This window comes from Streptomyces sp. NPDC006510, from assembly GCF_040611955.1.
Taxonomy (GTDB): Bacteria; Actinomycetota; Actinomycetes; order Streptomycetales; family Streptomycetaceae; genus Streptomyces.
Genome location: NZ_JBEXPH010000081.1, coordinates 15,901 through 37,025, shown reverse-complemented (window position 1 = coordinate 37,025; position 21,125 = coordinate 15,901). Strand labels below are relative to the sequence as shown.

Genomic DNA, 21,125 nt, shown 5'->3' with positions numbered 1-21,125 from the left:
GGGCTCGATGCGGTAGCCGCGGAGTTTGACCTGGTGGTCGGCGCGGGCGACGAAGTCGAGGTTGCCGTCGGGCAGGACGCGCGCGATGTCGCCGGCCCTGAGCCCGGTCGCGTCGAGCACCCGGTGGAGCACGGGCATCAGCATCTCGACTTCGGAGAGTTCGTCGGTGTGCCGCAGATGGTCCGTCTGCGCGAAGGCGACGATCGCCGTGTCTCGCATCTACAGCAGCTCCTTGTACGCGTCGTAGTCGGCGTCCGGCTCGCCGGTCGGCCGGTAGTGATCGGGGTGCCGCCCGCCCTCGGTCCAGACGGGTTCGACGCGCAGACCCATGCGCACCTGGTCGTACGGGATGCCGCCGATCCGCGCATGCAGTGCGAGGTCCGCTCCGTCGAGTGCGATGTGCGCGTAGACGTAGGGGACTTCGATGTCGAGATTCTTCGCCTTGATGTTGACGATGCAGAACGTGGTCACGGTGCCGCGCGGGCCGACCTCGACCTGTTCGGCGGTGGCGACACCGCAGGTGGGGCAGGCGCCGCGGGGCGGTACGTACACCTTGTGGCAGGACGGGCAGCGCTCGCCGACGATGCGCTGTCGGGAGAGCGCGCCGAGGTACGCGCTCTGGGCGCGGCCGGGGGTGTACCGGTAGTCGAGCCTGGCCGGGGTGACGATGCCGGTGACGGGGCCGGTGAACTCGCCGTCGTGCGGGGCGGATTGCCCGGTGTCCTTGCCGTCGTACGGTTCGAAGCAGGCGATGTCCGTGATCGCGCCGGTCCGTTCGGGGGCCCAGCGGATCCGTACCCGCATGCCGGTGTGCACGGCGTCGGGGCCGGGTGCGGCGAGGGCGTGCAGCAGGGCGGTGTCGGCGCCGTCGAGCCGGACGAGGACCCAGGCGAAGGGGGTGTCCAGGGGCTGGCCGGGGCGGGGGGCGGGGTTCCAGGCCCAGGTGGTGACGGTGCCGGTGGCGGCGACCTCGGTCAGTTCACGGATCTCCTCCGCGGTGACGGGGTCGTACTCGACCGGCGGGACCAGGATCTTTCCCCCGGCGGTGCGGACGCCGAGGACGGTGCGTTCGCGCAGTCCGGTGAGGAAGGCGCTCTGGACGGGGCCCAGGGAGCGGGTGAAGGGGAATTCGACCACCAGCGGGGCGCTGAGGGCGTCGGGCACGGTTGCCTCCTCGGCTCAGGCGCGCCGGTAGACGGGCGGGCGCTTCTCGGCGAAGGCGCGGGCGCCCTCCTTGGCGTCGTCGGTCGCGAAGAGGGGCCATCCGCGCTTGAGTTCGGCGGCCAGTCCCTCGGTCTCGGTCATCTCGGCGGTCTCGTACACGGAGGCCTTGACGGCTTCGACGGCGAGCGGCCCGCAGGCGTTGATCCGCTCGGCGACGGCGAGGGCCTGCTCCAGCGCGGTGCCGTCGGGGACGACCCGGCCGATCAGTCCGATGCCGGCCGCTTCCTCGGCGCTGTACGGGCGTCCGGTGAGAAGCATTTCGAGTGCGTGGGTCCGGGCGATCTGGCGCGGCAGCCGGACCGTCGACCCGCCGATGGGGAAGAGGCCGCGCCGCACCTCGAAGAGCCCGAAGGTGGCGCCCGCCCCGGCGATCCGGATGTCGGTGCCCTGGAGGATCTCGGTGCCGCCCGCGACGCAGTGGCCCTCCACGGCGGCGATGACCGGTTTCCGGGGGCGGTGGTGGCGCAGCATCGCCTTCCAGTGCAGATCGGGGTCGGCGGTCATCCGGTCCCGGTACTGCTCACCCTCCATTCCCTTGCCCGACAGGGCCTTGAGGTCCATGCCTGCGCAGAAGCAGCCGCCCGCGCCGGTGAGGACCACCGAGCGGATCGTGTCGTCCTCGTCCGCCGCCAGCCAGCCGTCGTACAGCCCGACCAGCATCGGCAGCGACAGTGCGTTCTTCGCCTCCGGCCTGTTCAGGGTGAGCACCAGCGTGGCGCCCTCGCGCCGCACGCCGAGGTGTTCCGTACCACCCATTGTCCGCCTCCCGTCTAAAGACCTAGAACAGGTTGCAGTAGGTGGTGGCCCAGTTCAATAGTTTTCTGACAGCTAGTCAGATTTCCTCGGCGGCACCCCTTCCCAGTTGCACCTCCCGGCGCTCTAATGACCGCCGAGCCAGTCAGCTTCCGGGGTCAGGAGGAACGGTGGAGTACAACCTTGCCGACCTGTTCGAGTCGGTCGTCGACGCGGTCCCGGAACGCGAGGCGCTCGTCTACGTCGACCATCCCGGCACGGGTGCGGAGCGCCGGCTGACGTATGCGGAGCTGGACGCGGCGGCCAACCGGGTCGCCCACCATCTGATGGAGGCGGGCATAGCCCCGGGCGAGCATCTGGGGCTGCACCTCTACAACGGGGTGGAGTACCTCCAGACCGTGCTGGCGTGCCTGAAGGCCCGCATCGTCCCCGTCAATGTGAACTATCGTTATGTGGAAGAGGAGTTGATCTACCTCTACCGGGACGCGGATCTGGCCGCGCTGGTCTTCGACGCCGAGTTCGACGAGCGGGTCGCGGCCGCCGCGCCGAAGGCCCCGGGCCTGCGTCATCTGGTGCGGGTGGGCGCGCCGGAGGCGGGGGTCCGGGGTCCGGACGCCGTGGCGTTCACCGATGCCGAGGCAGCCGGCAGCCCGGAGCGCGGCTTCCCGCCGCGCTCGGCCGACGACCAGTTCATCATCTACACCGGTGGCACCACCGGAATGCCCAAGGGCGTGATGTGGCGCCAGGAGGACCTCTTCTTCTCCGGTCTCGGCGGGGGCGCACCGACCGGCGAACCGGTGAAGTCCCCGCAGGAGCTGGCCGAGCGGGCGGCCGCGGGCGGTGAGGGGATCACCTTCTTCCCCACTCCCCCGCTGATGCACGGCACCTCGACGCTCACCGCCTTCATCGGTTTCAACTTCGGGCAGCGGATCGTGGTGCACCGCAAGTTCGTGCCGCAGGAGGTGCTCCGTACGATCGAGAAGGAGAAGGTCACCAGTGTGTCCCTGGTGGGCGACGCGATGCTGCGGCCGCTGATCGACGCACTGAAGGGCCCGATGAAGGGCACCGACTGCTCGTCGATGTTCTCCGTGTCCAGCTCGGGCGCGATCATGTCGGACTCGGTGCGCGCGGAGTTCCAGGCGCTGGTGCCGACGGTGATGCTGCTGAACAACTTCGGCTCGTCGGAGTCCGGGTTCAACGGCACGGCGACGGCCGACTCGGGCCCGGAGAACGGATTCCGGCTCCAGGTCAACTCCCGTACGGCGGTGGTCGATCCGGCGACGTACGAGCCGGTGGCTCCGGGTGAGCCGGGGCGGATCGCCCAGCGCGGACACGTACCGCTCGGGTACTACAACGACCCGCGGAAGACCGCGGAGACGTTCTTCCGCCGGGGTGACGAGCGATGGGTCCTGCTCGGTGACATGGCGACGGTCGACGAGGACGGGATCGTCACGGTCCTCGGCCGCGGCTCGCAGTGCATCAACACCGGAGGCGAGAAGGTGTACCCCGAAGAGGTCGAGCAGGCGCTGAAGGCCCATCCGGACGTGTACGACGTACTGGTCGCCGCGGTGCCCGACGAACGGTGGGGCAATCGTGTCGCGGCGGTGGTGCAGCTTCGCGAAGGGGCGCCCGAGCCCACGCTCGACGATCTCCAGACCCACTGCCGGACCCGGCTGGCGGGCTACAAGATCCCCCGCCGGCTGGTGATCACCCACCGGATCCAGCGCTCGCCGAGCGGCAAGGCCGACTACCGGTGGGCCCGCTCGGTCGTCGCGCCGCGGCCCGGATCCGGGGAGTGAGGGCGGGCCCGGCCGCGCGGGCGGACCGGGCCCGGTCACCGGGCGGCGGAGCCCGCGTCACCCATTCGGGCACGCTCCGGACCCATCCGCTCACCCTATGTGGCAACAGGAGGAGATCGCCCATAGTTTCGGCTCATGAAGAAACGAAACATCAGGGCCTTTGTCCCGATTGTGATCCTCTCGGCTGCGGGGTGCGGAATGTCCTCCGCCTCGGCCACGGACTCGTACGAGGTCAGTCCGGGCGAGTCGATCCAGAAAGCGGTGGACGCCGCCCAGCCGGGTGACACCATCGTCCTGCTGCCCGGCACGTACCGGGAGAGCGTCCTGGTCACCAAGCCCGATCTGACCCTGCGCGGCTCCGGCAGCAAGACCGTGATCCGGCCGGCCGAGCCGGGCACGAAGGCCGCCGACGCCTGCGCGAAGGCCGGCAGCGGAATCTGCGTCCAGGGCCGGTCGGGCAAGACCGTGGACGGCGTCCGCGTCGAATCGCTGACCCTTTCCGGTTTCAAGAAGAACGGCGTCTGGGCCTCCTGGACCGACCGGCTGACCGTCCGCCGGGTCACCTCCGAGCACAACGGTGTCTGGGGCATCGCCCAGGAGCGCTCCACCCGCGGCGCGTTCATCGGCAACACCGCCCGTGCCAACGGCGACGCCGGCATCTTCGTCGCGAACACCGTCGACAAGGAGGGCGGCGCCACCGACACCCGGGGCACCGAGGTCCGGGACAACGCACTGACGGACAACCGGATCGGATTCACCGCCAGGCGGGTCCGGAACCTGTCGGTCCACGACAACAGCGTCTCCGGCAACTGCACCGGTGTGTTCGTCGTGGGCGACGAAGGGAAGCCGCAGGCCGGCGCGATGACGATCGAGTCCAACGAGATCACCGGCAACAACAAGTTCTGCTCCGCGACCGAACGGCTGTCGGCCCTCCAGGGCTCCGGCATCGTGCTCACCGGCGCCGCGGACACCAAGGTGCGTTCGAACAAGATCCGCGACAACGCCGGCGCCACCCCCATGTCCGGCGGTGTCGTCCTGTTCAAGAGCTTCGTGGGCACGAAGAACACCGGCAACACCATCAGCGGCAACGTCGCGCTCGGCAACAAGCCGGCCGACCTCGCCAATGGGGACACCGGCAAGGGCAACACCTTCACCGACAACGTCTGCGCCAAGTCCGCACCGGCCGGTATGTGCTGACCGGTGCACCCCGCACGAGGAGAAGCGAAACAGCATGACCACTGTGAGCCCCACCCCCACCCCCACACCCTCGCCCGTACACGCCACCCTCCCGCATCCCGTCACTCCCCCTCAGCCGGCCATGCAGCTGCGTGAGCTCGTCTTCGGTGCGGCCAGGGCCGCCGCCGTGCGGGCCGCCGCCCGCCTGGGCGTCGCCGACGCGCTGGGCGATACGCCCGCGACGGCACAGGAGCTCGCGACCCTGGTGAAGGCCGAGCCGGCGCCGCTGCGGCGGCTGCTGCGCGCCCTGTCCTGCTACGGGATCTTCACCGAGACCCCGGACGGGCAGTTCGCCCACACGGAGATGTCACGCCTGCTGCGCGAGGACGACCCCAACAGCCTGCGCTACATCTCGCTGTGGTGCACCGAGCCCTGGACCTGGGACGTCTGGCCGCACCTCGACGACGCGGTACGCACCGGCAGGAGCGTCTTCGCGGACGTGCACGGCAAGGGGTTCTTCGAATACCTCCACCAGGACGCCCACGAGTCCGCGCAGATCTTCAACCGTGCGATGACCACCTCCAGCATGCAGTCCGCGCTGGACGTCGCCGAACTCCTCGACCTCACCGGGGTGTCCTCGGTCGCCGACATCGGCGGCGGCCAGGGGCACGTACTGGCGAGCCTGCTGGAGAAGGACCCGTCGCTCCACGGCACCCTGATGGACCTGCCGGGCGTGGTGGCCCGGGCCGACTCCCGGCTGCGGGACGAGGGCGCGCTCGTCGACCGGACCCGGATCGTCGCCGGGGACTGCCGTGAGGCCATCCCCGTCGAGGCCGACCTCTACATCATCAAGAACATCCTGGAGTGGGACGACGAGAGCACCCGCCGGACGCTGCGCAACGTCGTCGCGGCGGCCCGTCCGGGAGCCAGGGTCGTCGTCATCGAGAATCTCGTCGACGACACCCCCTCGATGCGGTTCACCACCGCGATGGACCTGCTGCTGCTCCTCAACGTCGGCGGCGCGAAGCACACCAGGGAGAGCCTGGTCACCCGGATCTCGGACGCCGGGCTGCTGATCGGCGAGGTCGTCGCGGTCAACCCCTACCTCGACGCGTTCCAGTGCGTGGTCCCCGGCTGACCTCTCTCCTCCCCCGACACGCAGATCGCCCCGGGCACGGCCTCTCGGCCGGACCCGGGGCGATCGTCCGTCTCAAGCGGGGGTGCCGCGCTCCCACGCGTAGAACTCGTGGGCCATGGCGTCCTTGGGACCACGCCAGGTCTGCGGGTCGTACGCGCTGACGTAGGCGGTGAGCTTTTCGCTGATGTCCCTGAACTCCGGGTGCTCGGTCACCTTCGCGATCTCGGGGCCCGGCGGGCGCTCCGACTCGATCAGGTGCAGATACACATCACCGAACTGGAAGAGCTTGCGCCTGGTCACGCCGACGAGGTGCGGCAGTTCGCCGCTGTCGGAGGCCGCGAACAGATCGGCGATGTCCGGCGCCGAACCCGGTGCCATCCGGGCGACGATCAGAGCGTGATGCATCGGGAGATGCCTTTCTGGTTCCCGGCCCGGCACCCGGCCCTGGGGCCGGGTGCCGGGCCGTGGGCGGATGGCTGGTCAGTTGGCCCCGACCGGGGCGGTGCGGCGCTCCCGGTCACGCTGCTCGATCTTGTCCCGGATCAGCTCCATCTGCACCTTGGAGTTGCGGTTGATGTTGTCGGTCATCCAGGCGTCGTCGACGGGTGCGTCGGGACGCATCGCGAAGTCCTGGGTCCAGTGCATCTTCGTGCCGCCGGGAACCTCGGAGTACTCCCACCGGATCTTCATGTGCTGGAACGGACCGGGCTCGACACGACGCGCGTGGACCGTGCGCCCGGCACGGTCCACGGTCCGCTCGGAGACCCAGCTCCACACCTTGTCGTTCTCGTCGGGGTGCATCGTCAGACGGAAGGTCGTGCTGTCGCCGTTCCTTTCGATGATCTCTACCGCGGCGTACTCACTGAACAGCCGCGGCCAGTTCTCCAGATCGTTCGTCACGTCCCAGACCAGGTCCAGGGGGGCGGCGATGGTGATCTCGTTCTCGGTGTGTCCGGGCACGTCAGGCTCCTGTCATGAGGCTGTTGTTGACGAGGTCGAGGAATTCCTGGGGGGTCTTGCAGCGGTCGGCGTCGGCCGGCAGCGCCCGGCCGTGCCGGTTCTCCAGCACGCCCACGATGCCGAGCAGGCCCAGCGAGTCGAGGCCGTACTCGTCGAAGGCCGAACCGGGACGCTTCTCCATGTCGCGGGGGTCGACGGTGACTCCGGCGCCCTTCTTCATCAGGACGGCGAGTTCCGTGTAGGTCAGTCGGTCGGTCATGAGGACTTCTCCTTCTCACGATTGGGGGTCGGTGGAGCGCCGCAGCACCATCGCCGCGTTCGAGCCCATGAGCCCGCGGCTGAGCACCAGCGCCGTCCGGAGTTCGGCGGGGCGGGCACAGCCGGTGACCACGTCGAGGTCGTGGCACACCTCGAAGACGTTCGGGGTGGGCGGTATGAGCGCGTTCTCCATGGAGAGCACCGCGGCGGCCGCGTCCAGCACCGGCGCACCGCAATAGGCGCGCCCGATACCGGTCTTGGGCGCCGTCACCGGCACCCGCTTGCCGTGCGCGCCGAGGGCGTCGGCGATCGCCAGCGCCTCGGCGCGGTCGGCCGCGGGCACGCCGAGAGCGTCCGCGAAGACGACATCGATCTCGTCCGGCGCGCAGTCGGCCTCCCGCAGCGCGCCGATGATCGCCTGGGCGAGGCCCTCCCTGGACTCCTCCCACCTGGCCGCTCCGGTGAACGTGGCGGCGTGCCCGGCGAGTTCGGCCCGGACCTTGGCGCCGCGCCGGCGCGCCGACTGCTCCTCCTCGACCACCAGCATGGCGCCGCCCTCGGCCGGCACGAAGCCGCAGGCCTCCGAGGTGAACGGCCGGTAGGCGCGGGTGGGATCCTCGACGGTGCTCAGGTCCTCGTACCCGAGCTGGCAGACGACCGAGTAGGGCGCCAACGGGGCCTCGGCCGCACCGACCACCACCGCCTCGGTGCCGCCGCGGATGGAACGGGCGGCATGCGCCAGTGCGTCCAGACCGCCGGCCTCGTCGCTGGCCACGACCGCGCACGGCCCCTTGAAGCCGCCGCGGATCGAGATCTGGCCGGTGCTGGCCGCGTAGAACCAGGCGATGGACTGGTAGGGGCCCACGTAGGTGGAGCCCTGCCCCCACAGCCGCTGGAGTTCACGCTGGCCGAACTCGCCGCCGCCGGACCCGGCGGCGGTCACCACGCCGACGTCGAAGGGTGAGTTCTCGTAGTCGGCGCGGCCGAGCCGGGCGTCGTCCAGCGCGATGTCCGCGGCGGCCATCGCGAAGTGCGTGAACTTGTCGGTCTGGACGAGGAAGCGCTCCTCGATCAGCTCGGCCGCCTCGAATCCCCGCACCTCGCCCGCGACCCGCAGGGGCAGGTGTTCGCAGCCCTCGCGGGTGACCCGGTCCAGGACGCTCATTCCTTCGTGCGTCCGCTTCCAGAAGGCCTCGGTGTTGGTGCCGTTGGGGGCGACCACACCGATGCCGGTGACGACGGTGCGCCGGGCTTTGCGGGTTCTCATGGTGTCCTCCCACCTGTTCTGGTCAGGACCACGGCGGACTGGAAGCCCCCGAATCCGCTGCCCACCGAGAGGACGCTGCGCAGCTTCATCGGGCGTGCGGTGCGCGGCACGTAGTCGAGGTCGCATTCGGGGTCGGGGCTCTCGTAGTTCGCCGTCGGCGGCACCGTCTGGTGCACCAGGGCGAGTACGCAGGCCGCGATTTCTATGGCGCCGATCGCCCCGAGCGAGTGGCCGACCATGGATTTGATCGAACTCATCGGGGTGTCGAAGGCGTGCGCGCCCAGTGCCCGCTTCACGGCGGCCGTCTCGTGCCGGTCGTTCTGCTTGGTGCCCGAGCCGTGCGCGTTGACGTAGTCGATCTGCGAGCCGTCCATGCGGGCGTGGCCCAGCGCCCGGTTGATCGCCTCGGCCATCTCCAGGCCCTCGGGGGTCAGCCCGGTCATGTGGTAGGCGTTGCCGAAGGTGGCGTAGCCCGCGATCTCGCAGTACACGGTGGCACCGCGGGCGCGGGCGTGTTCCAGCTCCTCCAGGACGAGGACGGCGCCGCCCTCGCCCATGACGAAGCCGTCGCGGCGCGCGTCGAACGGCCGGGAGGCGTGCTCCGCGTCGTCGTTGTTCGCCGATGTGGCCTTGATCGCGTCGAAGCACGCCACGGTGATCGGGGTGATCGGTGAGTCGGACGCCCCGGCGATGCACACATCGACGCGGCCCTCCTCGATGGACTGGAAGGCGTACCCGATCGCGTCGAGGCCGGAGGTGCAGCCCGTGGAGACGGTCTGCACCGGGCCGTGCGCACCGACCTGCTCGGCCACCGCCGAGGCGAGGGAGCTGGGTGAGAAGGCCCGCTCCAGGTGCGGACCGGCCGGATGGTGGTCGACGTCCCAGCGGGCACCCCTCTCGCTGACGGCGACGTAGTCGTGCTCCAGTCGGGTGGTGCCGCCGACCGCGGTGCCCAGCGACACCCCCATGCGCCAGGGGTCCACCTTCTCCAGGTCGAGACCGGCGTCGCCGAGGGCCTCCCTGGCGGCCACCATCGCGAACTGGATGTAGCGGTCCGACCGTTCGACGGTGTCGGCGTCCAGTCCGTGAGCCGCCGGGTCGAAGTCGCACTCGGCGGCGATGCGGGAGCGGAAGCCGGCCGGGTCGAAGAGTGTGATGCCCCGCGTCGCGGTGCGTCCGTTCGCGAGGAGGTCCCAGAAGGCGGGGGCGCCGATGCCGCCAGGGGCGACGACGCCTACGCCGGTGACCGCCACGCGGCGGGTCATGAGGCGGCCTCCGATCGTTCCGGAGGCGTGACGCGGTCGGCGGATTCCGTGTGCTCGGTGTCGACGTGGCCGAGCTCCGGACGCGGGGCGAGCGGGCCGAGGTGGAAGACCATGCGTGCCTCGACGTCGCCCACGTTGCGGAATCGGTGGCGTACATGGGGAGGAATCAGCAGGCCCTGGTCGGGCCGCATCTGGTGCGGTTCACCGTCCAGGTCCACTTCCAGCAGACCGTTCACGACGTACACGAACTCCTCGGAGTACGGGTGGTAGTGCTCGCCGATGCGGTCGCCGGGCTGAACGATCGCCAGGCCCATGAAGCCACTGGTGGCTCCCACCGCTGTCGGCGTGAGCATGGCGCGAAGGTCTCCTCCGCGCCTGCGGTTGGGCTGCGTCTCACTGAGGTCCACGATGCGTGGCCGGTGCATGGTCATGACTGCTTTCCTCCTGGCGCATTGCGCGTTGTATTGACGGGTTGAGCGAGAACCCCCCAGGGTGCGGATGCGCGGTTCAGGACTCCATGGCCCGCCGATCTGTGATCAGGGCCATCTCGGACTGCTTCAGGAAGCGCGAGATCCCCTGCTCGTCCGTGGGCACGGCATTGCTGCCGCCGTCGAGGAGGCGCCCGAGCCTTGCCACCTTGCCGGGGCCGTCGATGCCCACCGCCTGAGCAGGCTGCGCGTCGATGGGTTCGACCGCTTCGAGAAGGCGGACGACGACGTCGTCGCGCTGGAAGATGGTGCTGCTGTCAATGATGCTCGCCGGGTCGTCGGCCGCCTCCTCGTCGTGTTCGGCCAGGAGCCGGGCGAGTGCCATGCCGCAGCCCTCCTTGGCCTGGTAGAAGAGTGCGTGCCGTCGGATGTCCTCGGCCTTGTGCCGGCCGGCGGTCACGTGGTGGACGGTGGGGAGCGCCGCCCGGGTGAAGAACATCCGGGCGGAGTCCGGGTCGCTGAGGTCCCGGTCCTGCTCCAGATACGGGTTGATCGCCTCTTCGACGGCCCTGACCTCGGGCTGCCGGGCGACGTGACGCAGGGCGGCGAGCAGGTCGCCCTCGACCTCGACGGCCCGCACGACGCGGTTTCCGTGCATGAAGAGCGAGGTGCGGCGCAGTCGGGTGTCCTGGTCGACCCGTGCGTTGGGGGACTCGTAGTCGGCCAGGATCTTGGCCACGATGTCCTCGGTGCCCGGCTTGACGGTGAAGGTGAGCGCGTGGCGCACCACCCCGTCGCCCAGGCGCGGAGACGCCTGGAGGCGGCCCTTGGCCGGCTCGGACGCCATCTCGAACGCCTTCCCGGTCTCCCGCAGGACGCTGAAGCGCAGCGACCGGGTGTCGCGCACGCAGTTGTGCAGCGGCTGGACCGTCGCGACGTGCTCCTCGCTGTTCACCCAGGCGAGGAACGGGGGTGCGCTGTCCCATTCGCTGGTGATCAGCCACTGAGAGGGGTTCTCGATGGACTGGCACAGCTGGTCGCTGATGTGCCCGGGTACGGATGCCACCTGATTGCGCAGGTGCTCGTACGCCTCCAGGAACTCCTTCTGGGCCCCGTCGTAGAGGTCCAGCAGCAGCACGACGCGCAGCCGGGATCCGTCGAAGGCGGACTGGGAGATCCGTTCCGAGAGTGTGGTGGTCATCTTTCGATCTCCTTCGAGACGGTTTCGTGGTCGAGCCGGGTGGCATGCCGTCAACCGTCGGTTGGCGAGTGGATTCGGAGCGGGGACTCTCCCGGCGGATGTGAATGGTCCGCCCCCTTGACCGCGGGCGTCGTCTCCGTGACCGATCGTGAAACGCTGGTCCGGGTGGCGCGAGATTTATGAACCGTTCAGGTGAGCGGCCGTCCGAACCGCTCTCACCAGGGCATTGAACAATGCATCCGAACGGCGTCCGAGCTGGAGCAACTGATGAACGAGAACGTCGACATTCGCGTACCGGTCCTCATCGTGGGCGGCTCCCTGGTGGGCCTGTCCGCCTCACTTTTCCTCGGCCGGCTCGGTATCGAGCACCTGCTGGTCGAGAAGCACCGGTCCACCTCGACACACCCGCGCGGCCGCGGCAACAACGTCCGCACGATGGAGGTGTTCCGCACGGCGGGTGCCGAGGCGGGCATCCGGCAGGCGGCTTCGGTCCTCGCCGACAACCACGGCATTCTGCAAGCCGGTTCGCTCACCGGGGACGACCAGGAGTGGCTGTTCAAGGAGATCGACCCGGGTGGCGGGATCGCCCGGTTCAGTCCGACCGGCTGGTGCCTGTGCAGCCAGAACGACCTGGAGCCGGTGCTGCTGAAGCAGGCCCGGGAACAGGGCGGTGACCTGCGGTTCTCCACCGAGATGCAGAGCTTCGACCAGGACCCGTCAGGGGTGGACGCGGCGCTGAAGAACCGGGAGACCGGCGAGCACATCAATGTGCGCGCGGACTACCTCATCGCCGCCGACGGGCCGCGCAGCTCCATCCGTGACCAGCTGCGCATCGACCGTACGGGCCCCGGCGACCTGTTCCACAACGTCAGCATCACCTTCCGCTCCCGGCAGCTCGCCGACGTGCTCGGCGACCGGCGGTTCATCGTCTGCTATCTCACCAACCCGGCAGCGGACGGTGCCCTGTTGCCGGTCGACAACAAGAAGGACTGGGTGTTCCACGCGCCGTGGCAGCCCCAACTCGGCGAAACCATGGAGGACTTCACCGAAGAGCGGTGTGCCGAGCACATCCGCACCGCGGTCGGCGCTCCGGACATCGACATCGAGATCACCGGCAAGGCGCCGTGGCACGCCGCGGAGCGGGTCGCCGAACGGTACTCCTCCGGCCGGGTCTTCCTCGCCGGTGACTCGGCCCACGAGATGTCCCCCACCGGGGCGTTCGGCTCCAATACCGGTATCCAGGACGCGCACAACCTGGCCTGGAAGCTCGCCGCCGTACTGAAGGGCGAGGCGGGCCCCGGTCTGCTGGACACGTACGGGGCGGAGCGGCTGCCGGTGGCGCGGGCGACGAGCGCACGGGCTTCGGCGCGCTCCAGCGAGCACAGCCACCCTGGGTACTCCGCGGCGCCGGGTGTGGGCGGCGGAAAGCAGGGCGGCATGCTCAGCGTGGCGCTGGGCTACCGCTATGTCCGCGGCGCGGTGCTGGGCACCGACCCCGAGCAGCCGGTGGTGCCGCAGGGGGTGCAGTTGAACGGTGAACCAGGAAGTCGCGCACCGCATCTGTGGGTCCATCAGGGCGGCGAGCGCAAGTCCACACTGGATCTGTACGAGCAGACGCTGGTGCTGCTCACGGACGGTGAGGACGTGGCGTGGCGCCGGGCGGCGGCACGGGTCGCCGACCGGCTCTCGGTAAGGCTCCAGGCGTACGGCATCGGGCCGGGCGCCGATCTGGAGCCGGAGAACGGCGCGGACTGGGCCGAGCTCCACGGGACGACGTCCGAAGGTGCCGTGCTGGTGCGTCCCGACGGTTTCGTGGCCTGGCGGTCGACGGGCCCCGCGGCGGATGCCGAGAGCACCCTCCACGAGGTCCTGACCTCCCTGCTGCACCGTTCCTGACCTCGGCGTCGGTACCCGCGACGGACTCAGGACAGGCCGAACGCCCTTAGTTCCGCGAGGAATTCGTCCGGTCGCTCGGTGTGGACGAGGTGTCCGGCGTCGATGGTGACGAACCGGCCGTCGGGTATCCGCCCCGCCATCCAGACCAGCCTTTCCTGGGCGATCTGGCTGGTGGGGCCGCCGCCGATGACGAGGGTCGGGGCGGTGATCCCGCCGAGGCGTTCCCGCCAGGCAGGGTCCGGCTCGTTCAGCTGGGCATCGGTCGACGGCACCACCGGCCAGTCGAAGTCCGTTTCCCCGTCGGGCCGTTCGGCGGGGTCGCGCGGCGGATCGAGCGGGAACGGTGGCGGTACCTCCTCCAGGACGAGCCGGCCGATCAGCCCGGGTTCCCGCTCGGCGAGCAGACAGGCGGCAGCGGCACCCATGGAGTGCCCGACCACGGTCGCTCCCGCCAGGTTGCGGACCTCCAGGAAGGCATGCAGATCGTCCCGGAACAGTTCGAAGGAGTAGCGGCCGGGCCATTCGCTGAGCCCGTGGCCGCGGAAGTCGAAGGCGTAAACCCGGTGTTCGGCCGCGAGCTGCTCGGCGATCGCGGTCCAGGTCCTGCTGTCGCCGCAGCGGCCGTGGGCGAGCACGACGGGCGGTGCCGACGGGTCTCCCCACACGCGGTAGGCGAGCCGGGTGCCACCGGCCTGCACGCTGTGTACGTCCGGGTCGAGGAAGGCTTCCATCGTACGGACGAAGGCACCCGGATCGTCCAGCCACGGGAAGTGCGCGGCGCCGCGCTGCACGACGAACTCGGCGTCCGGGAAGAGCGCGACCAGTTCGGCGGCGCGGTCCGGGGTCGGCCCTCCGTCGTACTCCCCCGCGAGCACGAGCACCGGTGCGGTGACCGCCGCCAGCGCGGCGGCGGTGGCGGCGGGTTCGAAGGCCCCGTCCTCGTAATAGAAGGCGGCGGCACCGGAGTTGGTCTGTCCGGGACCGGCCGCGGCATGGGCGCGGGCGGCCTCGTCCCAGCGCCCGTAGGTGAGCGGCACGACAGCGGCCCGGACATCGTCCGAGGCCCGGCCCGCCAGAAATTCGTCCAGGGCGGCCCGTGCGGCCGGGAACCACGGTTCGTCGCGCCGGAGTTCACTCGCCTCGCGCCAGTCCTGTTCGGTGACCTCGATGCCGACCGCCCGGGTGCCGGGGGTGACGAGCGTGAGGGTACGCAGCCGCTCGGGGTATCTCGCGGCATAGAGCGCGGCCAGGTTCCCGGCGGCGGAGTGGGCGAGCAGGTCGATGCGGTCCTCGCCGAGGTGTTCGCGCAGCGCCTCGATGTCGTCGACCAGCCGGTCGCAACGGTAGGCCGACGGGTCGTCCGGCACCGCGGAGCCCCCGGCGCCGCGCGGATCCGGCACCACGAGCCGGCGGTGGGCGGAGAGTCCGCCGAGGTCCCCCAGGTATGCACCGGCCCGTATCGGTCCGCCGGGCAGACAGATCAGCGGTGTGCCCTTCCCCAGAAGGCGGTAGGCGAGTTCGGTCCCGTCGTATGCGTGGAAGATCGGCATGCACGCCATCCAAACAGGGCCGTACGGGCGGCGCACCCATGTTCGGTACGAGCGAATCCGCGATGCGGATGAGCTGCGTCACTCCTCTTGCCAGGTGGCGGAACATCCTGAATTACTACTCTCGAAAGATCGACCGAATGATCGGTCGTCTGCTCGGAAGAGGGAGATCCGGATGACGTCTCTGCTGGACGAGGCGGAACGACTGGGCCGGGACGAGCTGGAAGCACTCCAGCTGGAGCGGCTGCGGGCCACACTGCACCACGCGTACGAGAACGTCGGCCACTACCGGGCCGCGTTCGACAAGGCCGGACTGCGCCCGGACGACTGCCGTACGCTCGCCGATCTCGCCCGATTCCCCTTCACGACCAAGGCCGACCTGCGGGACAACTACCCCTTCGGCATGTTCGCCGTCCCCGAGGAGCGCGTACGCCGGATCCACGCGTCCAGCGGGACGACCGGCCGTCCGACCGTCGTCGGCTACACCCAGCGGGACCTGGACACCTGGGCCGACGTGGTCGCCCGCTCCATCCGGGCCGCCGGCGGGCGTCCCGGGCAGAAGGTCCACGTGGCGTACGGATACGGGCTGTTCACCGGTGGGCTCGGCGCGCACTACGGGGCGGAGCGGCTCGGCTGCACGGTCATCCCCGCCTCGGGGGGCATGACCGCCCGCCAGGTCCAGCTGATCCAGGACTTCCGGCCCGAGATCATCATGGTGACCCCGTCGTACATGCTGACCCTCCTCGACGAGTTCGAACGACAGGGCGTCGATCCGCGTACGACCTCCCTGAAGGTCGGGATCTTCGGTGCCGAGCCGTGGACGGAGGAGATGCGGCGCGAGATCGAGGAGCGGTTCGCGATCGACGCGGTCGACATCTACGGCCTTTCGGAGGTGATGGGGCCCGGTGTGGCGCAGGAGTGCGTCGAGACCAAGGACGGGCTGCACATCTGGGAGGACCACTTCTATCCCGAGATCGTCGATCCGTTCACCGGGGCGGTGCTGCCGGAGGGCGAGGAGGGTGAGCTGGTCTTCACCTCGCTCACCAAGGAGGCCATGCCGGTGATCCGCTACCGGACGCGGGACCTGACCCGGCTGCTGCCGGGCACGGCCCGGGTGTTCCGGCGGATGGAGAAGGTGACCGGGCGCAGCGACGATCTGGTGATCCTGCGCGGCGTGAATCTCTTCCCGACCCAGATCGAGGAGATCGTGCTGCGCACTCCGGGGGTGGCGCCGCACTTCCAGTTGCGGCTGACCCGCGAGGGCCGTCTCGACGCGCTGACCGTACGGGCGGAGGCACGAGCGGAGGCCACCCCGGAGCAGCGGGCGGCGGCCGCGGCGTCGATCACGGCAGCCGTCAAGGACGGGATCGGGGTGTCGGTCGGGGTCGAGATCGTCGATCCGGAGACGCTGGAGAGGTCGGTCGGCAAGTTCAGGCGGATCGTGGACGAGCGCGGCGGGCATTAGGGCGCTGCGGGAGCCGTTCCGGGGCGGCTCCGGCTCAGTCGGAGGGCGGGCTCAGCACCACCGAGCGCCCGTCCTGGATCTGCGACGTGCTCAGTGTCAGGCCCGACGTCGGGTCCGAGGTGCCGTCCGGGAAGCTCAGCGGGGACCGGCCGCCGTCGACGAAGCTGTAGACGCCGTTGAGCCCGCGGTGGACGTGCTCACGCAACGCCCGGCACGTCCCCTCGGGCACCGTCCCGCCGTCGCGGGCCCACGCCCGGGCCGGCAGCTGCGCCTGGTCGAACGCGGCACTCGTCTGCGTGGGCCCGGCTCGACGCCGTACCGCAGCGGGTAGCTGCGCTGGAACCGGGTCCTGCGACGTCAGCGGCTCCCCCGGACCGCAGTCCGCGATGCGGGCGCTCGCAGCAGGAACCCACGCGCGTACCGCACCAGCAGCTCGGACGGCGCCGCGCCGCGCAGGACCACCACCCGTCCGAGGTGGTCGGCGGTGAACTCGGCCCCGGGACCGGACACACCGTGGCCCGACGGCCCATGTCCTGACGGCCCCGTCGCGGTGCGCTCATGGGCGTCGCCCGGCCGCGGGCGGTCCGGACGGCCAGGACCGAAGCCCGGTCCGGAGGCCGACCGCGGCCCGTCACGCGAACCGGTCGCGCAGCTCCCGCTTGAGGATCTTCCCGCTGGCGTTGCGCGGAAGTTCGTCCACGAAGAGGACCTTCTTCGGTGCCTTGAAGTGGGCGAGCCGCTCGCGGGCGTGGTCGATGAGTTCGGCCGCGGTCGCGTCCCCGCGCAGCACCACGACGGCGGTGACGGCCTCGATCCAGCGCTCGTCGGGCAGTCCGACGACCGCCGCCTCGGCGACGGCGGGGTGGGTGTAGAGCGCGTCCTCGACCTGCCGGGAGGCGACGAGCACACCGCCGGAGTTGATGACGTCCTTCACCCGGTCGACGACGGTGAAGAAGCCCTCCGCATCGCGCACCGCGAGGTCGCCGGAGTGGAACCAGCCGTCGCGGAAGGCTTCGGCGGTCTCCTCGGGCTTGTCCCAGTAGCCCTCGCACAACTGGGGTGAGCGGTAGACCACTTCGCCGGCCGTGCCGTCGGGGACCTCCTTGCCCTCCTCGTCGACGACCCGGGCCTCGACGAAGAGGACCGGCCTGCCGCAGGAGTCCATCCGGCCTTCGTGCTCGTCCGGTCCGAGGACGGTGGCGAGCGGGCCGATCTCGCTCTGCCCGAAGCAGTTGTAGAAGGCGAGCGCGGGCAGCCGTTCGCGGAGCCGTTGCAGTACGGGTACGGGCATGACCGACGCGCCGTAGTACGCCTTGCGCAGGCCGCCGAGTTCACGGGTGGTGAAGCCGGGGTGTTGGGAGATGCCGATCCAGACGGTCGGCGGGGCGAAGACGCTGTCGGCCTGCCCCATCTCGACGAGGTCGAAGATCCGGTCCGCGTCGGGTGCGTCGAGGATGGTGTTCTGTGCGCCGACCGCGAGGTAGGGCAGCAGGAAGACATGCATCTGCGCGGAGTGGTAGAGCGGCAGCGAGTGGACGGGCCGGTCGGTGGCCCGCAGATCGAGCGCCGTGATCGCGCTGACGTACTCGTGCACGAGTGCGCCGTGGGTCATCATCGCGCCCTTGGGCAGCGCGGTGGTGCCCGAGGTGTAGAGCAGTTGGACGAGGTCTCCCGCGGCCGGTTCGCGTTCCGGGGCGAAGGAACGCGGGGTGGCGGTCGCCGCCAGGAGGGAGTCCGGTGCGTCGCGCAGCGGGCGTACGGGGAACGCGGCCGGAATCCGGTCGGCGAGGTCCGGGTCGGTGAGGACGAGGGCGCTGCCGGACTGTTCGAGGATGTACGTGAGGTCGTCGCCGGTGAGGTTCTGGTTGACCGGCACATGGACCAGGCCCGCGCGGGCACAGCCGAGATAGCCGATCAGATACGCGTCGGAGTTGTGCGCGTAGCAGGCGACCCGGTCGCCGGGGCGCAGTCCGTGCTCGCCGACGAGGACGGCGGCGGCGGTACTGACGGCCGCGTCGAGCTCCGCGTAGGTCCATGACCTGTCCGCGTACCGCAGGGCGGTGCTCCCGGGGGCGCGCCGGGCGCTGCGTGCCAGGACTCCGTCGACTGTGCTGCTCCGTACACCTGTCATGGCGTGATCCTGTGCGTCCGGACCCCGGAGGTCAAGGGTCCGGATACCGGTGGGGATCTTGACAGGGGTGCGGAAGTGCTGGCTGAGTTGCGCGTGGCGACTCGAAACCTCGGATAATCGCCTATCGCACCCGCACAGTTGGGAGGACCGTTGCCTCTCCGCAATCGTCTGAGACTCCTTTCGATATCCGGCCTGGCGCTGCTCACCGTTTCGGCGTCGTTGCCGCCCGCCGCGGCCGACGGCCCGCGCTCCCACCGTCCCTCGGGCGGCGGGCTGTCCGCCACGATCCGATACACCGAGTACGGCATCCCGCACATCCTGGCGAAGGACTACGCGAGCCTGGGCTTCGGCAACGGCTGGGCCCAGGCCGCCGACCAGGTGTGCACCCTCGCCGACGGCTTCGTGACACTGCGCGGCGAGCGGTCCCGGTACTTCGGTCCGGACGCGGCTCCGGACGGCTCGCTCTCCGCCGCGACGAAGAACCTCTCCAGTGATCTCTACTTCCGCCGGGTCCGCGAGAGCCGCACCGTGGAGAAGCTCCTGAAGGCGCCCGCGCCGGCGGGGCAGAGCCGTGACGTCAGGGAGCTGGAGCGCGGCTGGGCGGCCGGTTACAACGCGTGGCTGGCGCAGAACCGGATCGACGACCCTGCCTGCCGGGGCGCCGACTGGGTGCGGCCGGTGACGACGCTGGACGTGGTGACGCGCGGCTACGCGATCTCGGTGCTCGGCGGTCAGGGGCGCGGCATCGACGGCATCACGGCCGCTCAGCCGCCCACCGGCACGGCGGGGACGCCCGGTGTCCCGTCGCCGGGCGACGCCGCGGACGCGGCCCGGCGGCTGCTGTCGACGCGGAACGCGGACATGGGCTCCAACGCGGTCGCGTTCCGCGGGGACACGACGGCGAACGGGCGCGGCCTGCTGCTCGGCAATCCGCACTACCCGTGGCAGGGCGGGCGGCGGTTCTGGCAGTCGCAGCAGACGATTCCCGGCGAACTGAACGTGGCGGGCGGTTCGCTGCTCGGCGCGCCGACCGTCTCGATCGGACACAACGCGGACATCGCGTGGAGCCACACCGTCGCCACCGGTGTCCCGCTCAACCTCCATCAGCTCACCCTCGATCCAGCCGATCCGACCGTGTATCTGGTGGACGGCAGACCCGAGCGGATGACGAAGCGCATGGTCTCGGTCGCGGTGAAGGGCGGCGGTACCGTGACCCGCACCCAGTGGTCGACCCGGTACGGGCCGGTGATCACCTCGCTCGGTGCCGGGCTGCCGCTGCCCTGGACGACGACGGCCGCGTACGCGCTCAATGACCCGAACGCCGTGAATCTGCGTTTCTTCGACGCCGGTCTCGGCTTCAGCCGGGCACGCAGCACCGCGGACATCCAGGCCGCGCTGCGCCGTACCCAGGGGCTGCCGTGGGTGAACACGATCGCCGCCGATTCGTCCGGACATTCGTTCTTCTCGCAGTCGCAGGTGCTGCCGAGGATCACGGACGAGCTCGCGGGGAGGTGTTCCACCGCGCTGGGCAAGGCGACGTATCCGTCGTCCGGGCTCGCGGTGCTCGACGGTTCGAGGAGCGACTGCGCACTCGGTTCGGACCCGGACGCCGTGCAGCCGGGCATCTTCGGGCCGGGCCGGATGCCCACCGTGAAGGACGCCCCGTACGTGGAGAACTCCAACGACAGTGCCTGGCTGACGAACGCGGCCGCGCCGCTGACCGGCTACGAGCGGGTGTTCGGCACGGTCGGCACGCCCCGCTCGATGCGGACCCGGGGTGCGATCGAGGATGTGTCCGCGATGGCGGCGAAGGGCCGGCTGACCGTGGCCGATCTGCAGAGTCAGCAGTTCGCGAACCGCGCACCGGCCGGTGACATGGGCGCCGCGGATGTGGCCGCTGCCTGCGCGGCGCTGCCCGGCGGCGGTGCGGTCGGAACTGACGGCAAGTCGGTCGATGTGTCGGCGGCGTGCGAGGTGCTGCGGAGCTGGGACCGGAAGGTCGACACCGGCAGCCGGGGTGCGCTGCTCTTCGACCGGTTCTGGCGCCGGGCGACGGCCACGGTCCCGCAGACCGAGCTGTGGAAGGTGCCCTTCTCCCCCGCCGATCCGGTCGGTACGCCGAACACGCTGAACGTCTCGGCACCCGGCGTCACCAGAGCTCTCGCCGACACGGTGGCCGAACTGCGGGCGGCCGGAATCGCGCTGGACGCCCCGCTGGGCCGGCACCAGTCGGTGGAACGGAACGGGAAGCGCATCCCGATCGGCGGCGGTACGGAATCGCTCGGCATCTGGAACAAGACGGAGCCGGTGTGGGACGCGGCGGCCGGCGGCTACCGGGAGATGTCGGCCGGCTCCAGCTACATCCAGGCGGTCGGCTGGGACGGTAGCAAGTGCCCGGTGGCGCGCACCCTGCTCACGTACTCCCAGTCCTCCAACCCGGGCTCGCCGCACTACAGCGACCAGACCGAGCTGTACTCGGGTGAGCGGTGGGTGACGTCCCGGTTCTGCGAGAAGGACATCCTGCGCTCGCCCGCGCTGCGGGTCGTACGGGTCCACGAACGCCGGTAGTTCCTCGCGGCGCGACCGGTCCCTGTCCGCCCCTCCGGGTGGTCGGGGG

19 protein-coding genes and 1 pseudogene are annotated in these 21,125 nt (G+C 70.4%); 6 read left to right on the top strand and 14 right to left on the bottom strand.

Annotation, left to right across the window (positions count from 1 at the left end):
* From ABZY11_RS23650 to ABZY11_RS23640, 3 genes and pseudogenes are all read right to left on the bottom strand, one after another.
* A pseudogene (locus tag ABZY11_RS23650) lies at window positions 1-219 on the bottom strand (hypothetical protein); the annotation flags it as partial.
* On the bottom strand, window positions 220-1,164 hold the full coding sequence (locus tag ABZY11_RS23645; RefSeq protein WP_356481065.1) for an OB-fold domain-containing protein: 945 nt from the start codon (window positions 1,162-1,164) through the stop codon (window positions 220-222).
* A 15-nt stretch (window positions 1,165-1,179) separates the two neighbouring features.
* Entirely contained in the window at window positions 1,180-1,980 is an 801-nt protein-coding gene (locus ABZY11_RS23640; RefSeq protein WP_356481064.1) for a crotonase/enoyl-CoA hydratase family protein, read from the bottom strand.
* 167 nt (window positions 1,981-2,147) lie between these two features.
* Between ABZY11_RS23640 and ABZY11_RS23635 the strand changes: the two genes are divergently transcribed.
* From ABZY11_RS23635 to ABZY11_RS23625, 3 genes are all read left to right on the top strand, one after another.
* Window positions 2,148-3,776, top strand: a complete 1,629-nt coding sequence (locus ABZY11_RS23635; RefSeq protein ID WP_356481063.1) for an acyl-CoA synthetase — start codon at window positions 2,148-2,150, stop codon at window positions 3,774-3,776.
* Between the two features lie 198 nt (window positions 3,777-3,974).
* Window positions 3,975-4,973 carry a right-handed parallel beta-helix repeat-containing protein gene (locus tag ABZY11_RS23630; RefSeq protein ID WP_356481062.1) on the top strand — a complete coding sequence of 333 codons (999 nt, stop codon included), beginning with the start codon at window positions 3,975-3,977 and terminating at the stop codon, window positions 4,971-4,973.
* 34 nt (window positions 4,974-5,007) lie between these two features.
* On the top strand, window positions 5,008-6,090 hold the full coding sequence (locus ABZY11_RS23625; RefSeq protein WP_356481061.1) for a methyltransferase: 1,083 nt from the start codon (window positions 5,008-5,010) through the stop codon (window positions 6,088-6,090).
* Window positions 6,091-6,162: 72 nt separating this feature from the next.
* Here ABZY11_RS23625 and ABZY11_RS23620 read toward each other — a convergent pair whose 3' ends face one another.
* The 7 genes from ABZY11_RS23620 to ABZY11_RS23590 all read right to left on the bottom strand — a co-directional run bounded on the left by ABZY11_RS23620 (window position 6,163) and on the right by ABZY11_RS23590 (window position 11,469).
* A complete protein-coding gene (locus ABZY11_RS23620) occupies window positions 6,163-6,495 on the bottom strand; it encodes a TcmI family type II polyketide cyclase (protein ID WP_356481060.1) in 333 nt (110 codons plus the stop codon).
* Between the two features lie 75 nt (window positions 6,496-6,570).
* Window positions 6,571-7,050, bottom strand: coding sequence for an SRPBCC family protein (locus ABZY11_RS23615; protein WP_356481059.1), 480 nt, complete (start codon window positions 7,048-7,050; stop codon window positions 6,571-6,573).
* A gap of 1 nt (window position 7,051) precedes the next feature.
* On the bottom strand, window positions 7,052-7,309 hold the full coding sequence (locus ABZY11_RS23610) for an acyl carrier protein (RefSeq protein ID WP_356481058.1): 258 nt from the start codon (window positions 7,307-7,309) through the stop codon (window positions 7,052-7,054).
* A 15-nt stretch (window positions 7,310-7,324) separates the two neighbouring features.
* The gene (locus tag ABZY11_RS23605) at window positions 7,325-8,575 is read right to left on the bottom strand and encodes a ketosynthase chain-length factor (protein ID WP_356481057.1); all 1,251 of its coding nucleotides are present in this window, start codon (window positions 8,573-8,575) and stop codon (window positions 7,325-7,327) included.
* Entirely contained in the window at window positions 8,572-9,840 is a 1,269-nt protein-coding gene (locus ABZY11_RS23600) for a beta-ketoacyl-[acyl-carrier-protein] synthase family protein (protein WP_356481056.1), read from the bottom strand. Before ABZY11_RS23600 ends, ABZY11_RS23605 begins: the two co-directional genes overlap by 4 nt.
* On the bottom strand, window positions 9,837-10,271 hold the full coding sequence (locus ABZY11_RS23595) for a cupin domain-containing protein (RefSeq protein ID WP_356481055.1): 435 nt from the start codon (window positions 10,269-10,271) through the stop codon (window positions 9,837-9,839). The genes ABZY11_RS23600 and ABZY11_RS23595 overlap by 4 nt, the downstream gene beginning before the upstream one ends.
* A gap of 76 nt (window positions 10,272-10,347) precedes the next feature.
* Window positions 10,348-11,469 (bottom strand): SchA/CurD-like domain-containing protein, encoded by a 1,122-nt coding sequence (locus tag ABZY11_RS23590; protein ID WP_356481054.1) that lies wholly within the window; start codon window positions 11,467-11,469, stop codon window positions 10,348-10,350.
* A gap of 267 nt (window positions 11,470-11,736) precedes the next feature.
* On the opposite strand from ABZY11_RS23590, the gene ABZY11_RS23585 reads away from it, so the two are divergent.
* Complete coding sequence (locus tag ABZY11_RS23585; protein WP_356481053.1) at window positions 11,737-13,365, top strand: FAD-dependent monooxygenase; 1,629 nt, start codon at window positions 11,737-11,739, stop codon at window positions 13,363-13,365.
* 26 nt (window positions 13,366-13,391) lie between these two features.
* Here the strand turns inward: ABZY11_RS23585 and ABZY11_RS23580 are convergent, their stop codons facing one another.
* Entirely contained in the window at window positions 13,392-14,915 is a 1,524-nt protein-coding gene (locus ABZY11_RS23580; protein ID WP_356481052.1) for an alpha/beta hydrolase, read from the bottom strand.
* Between the two features lie 172 nt (window positions 14,916-15,087).
* Between ABZY11_RS23580 and paaK the strand changes: the two genes are divergently transcribed.
* Window positions 15,088-16,377, top strand: coding sequence for a phenylacetate--CoA ligase PaaK (paaK, locus tag ABZY11_RS23575; protein WP_356481051.1), 1,290 nt, complete (start codon window positions 15,088-15,090; stop codon window positions 16,375-16,377).
* Between the two features lie 34 nt (window positions 16,378-16,411).
* On the opposite strand, the gene ABZY11_RS23570 is transcribed toward paaK, so the two are convergent.
* The 3 genes from ABZY11_RS23570 to ABZY11_RS23560 all read right to left on the bottom strand — a co-directional run bounded on the left by ABZY11_RS23570 (window position 16,412) and on the right by ABZY11_RS23560 (window position 18,508).
* Entirely contained in the window at window positions 16,412-16,606 is a 195-nt protein-coding gene (locus ABZY11_RS23570) for a hypothetical protein (protein WP_356481050.1), read from the bottom strand.
* A gap of 128 nt (window positions 16,607-16,734) precedes the next feature.
* The gene (locus ABZY11_RS23565) at window positions 16,735-16,887 is read right to left on the bottom strand and encodes a hypothetical protein (protein WP_356481049.1); all 153 of its coding nucleotides are present in this window, start codon (window positions 16,885-16,887) and stop codon (window positions 16,735-16,737) included.
* Between the two features lie 121 nt (window positions 16,888-17,008).
* Window positions 17,009-18,508: an acyl-CoA synthetase gene (locus ABZY11_RS23560; RefSeq protein WP_356481048.1), complete on the bottom strand. Its 1,500-nt coding sequence runs from the start codon at window positions 18,506-18,508 to the stop codon at window positions 17,009-17,011.
* A 150-nt stretch (window positions 18,509-18,658) separates the two neighbouring features.
* Here ABZY11_RS23560 and ABZY11_RS23555 point away from each other — a divergent pair, with 150 nt between their 5' ends.
* A complete protein-coding gene (locus ABZY11_RS23555) occupies window positions 18,659-21,076 on the top strand; it encodes a penicillin acylase family protein (protein ID WP_356481047.1) in 2,418 nt (805 codons plus the stop codon).
* The last annotated feature ends 49 nt before the right edge of the window (window positions 21,077-21,125 follow it).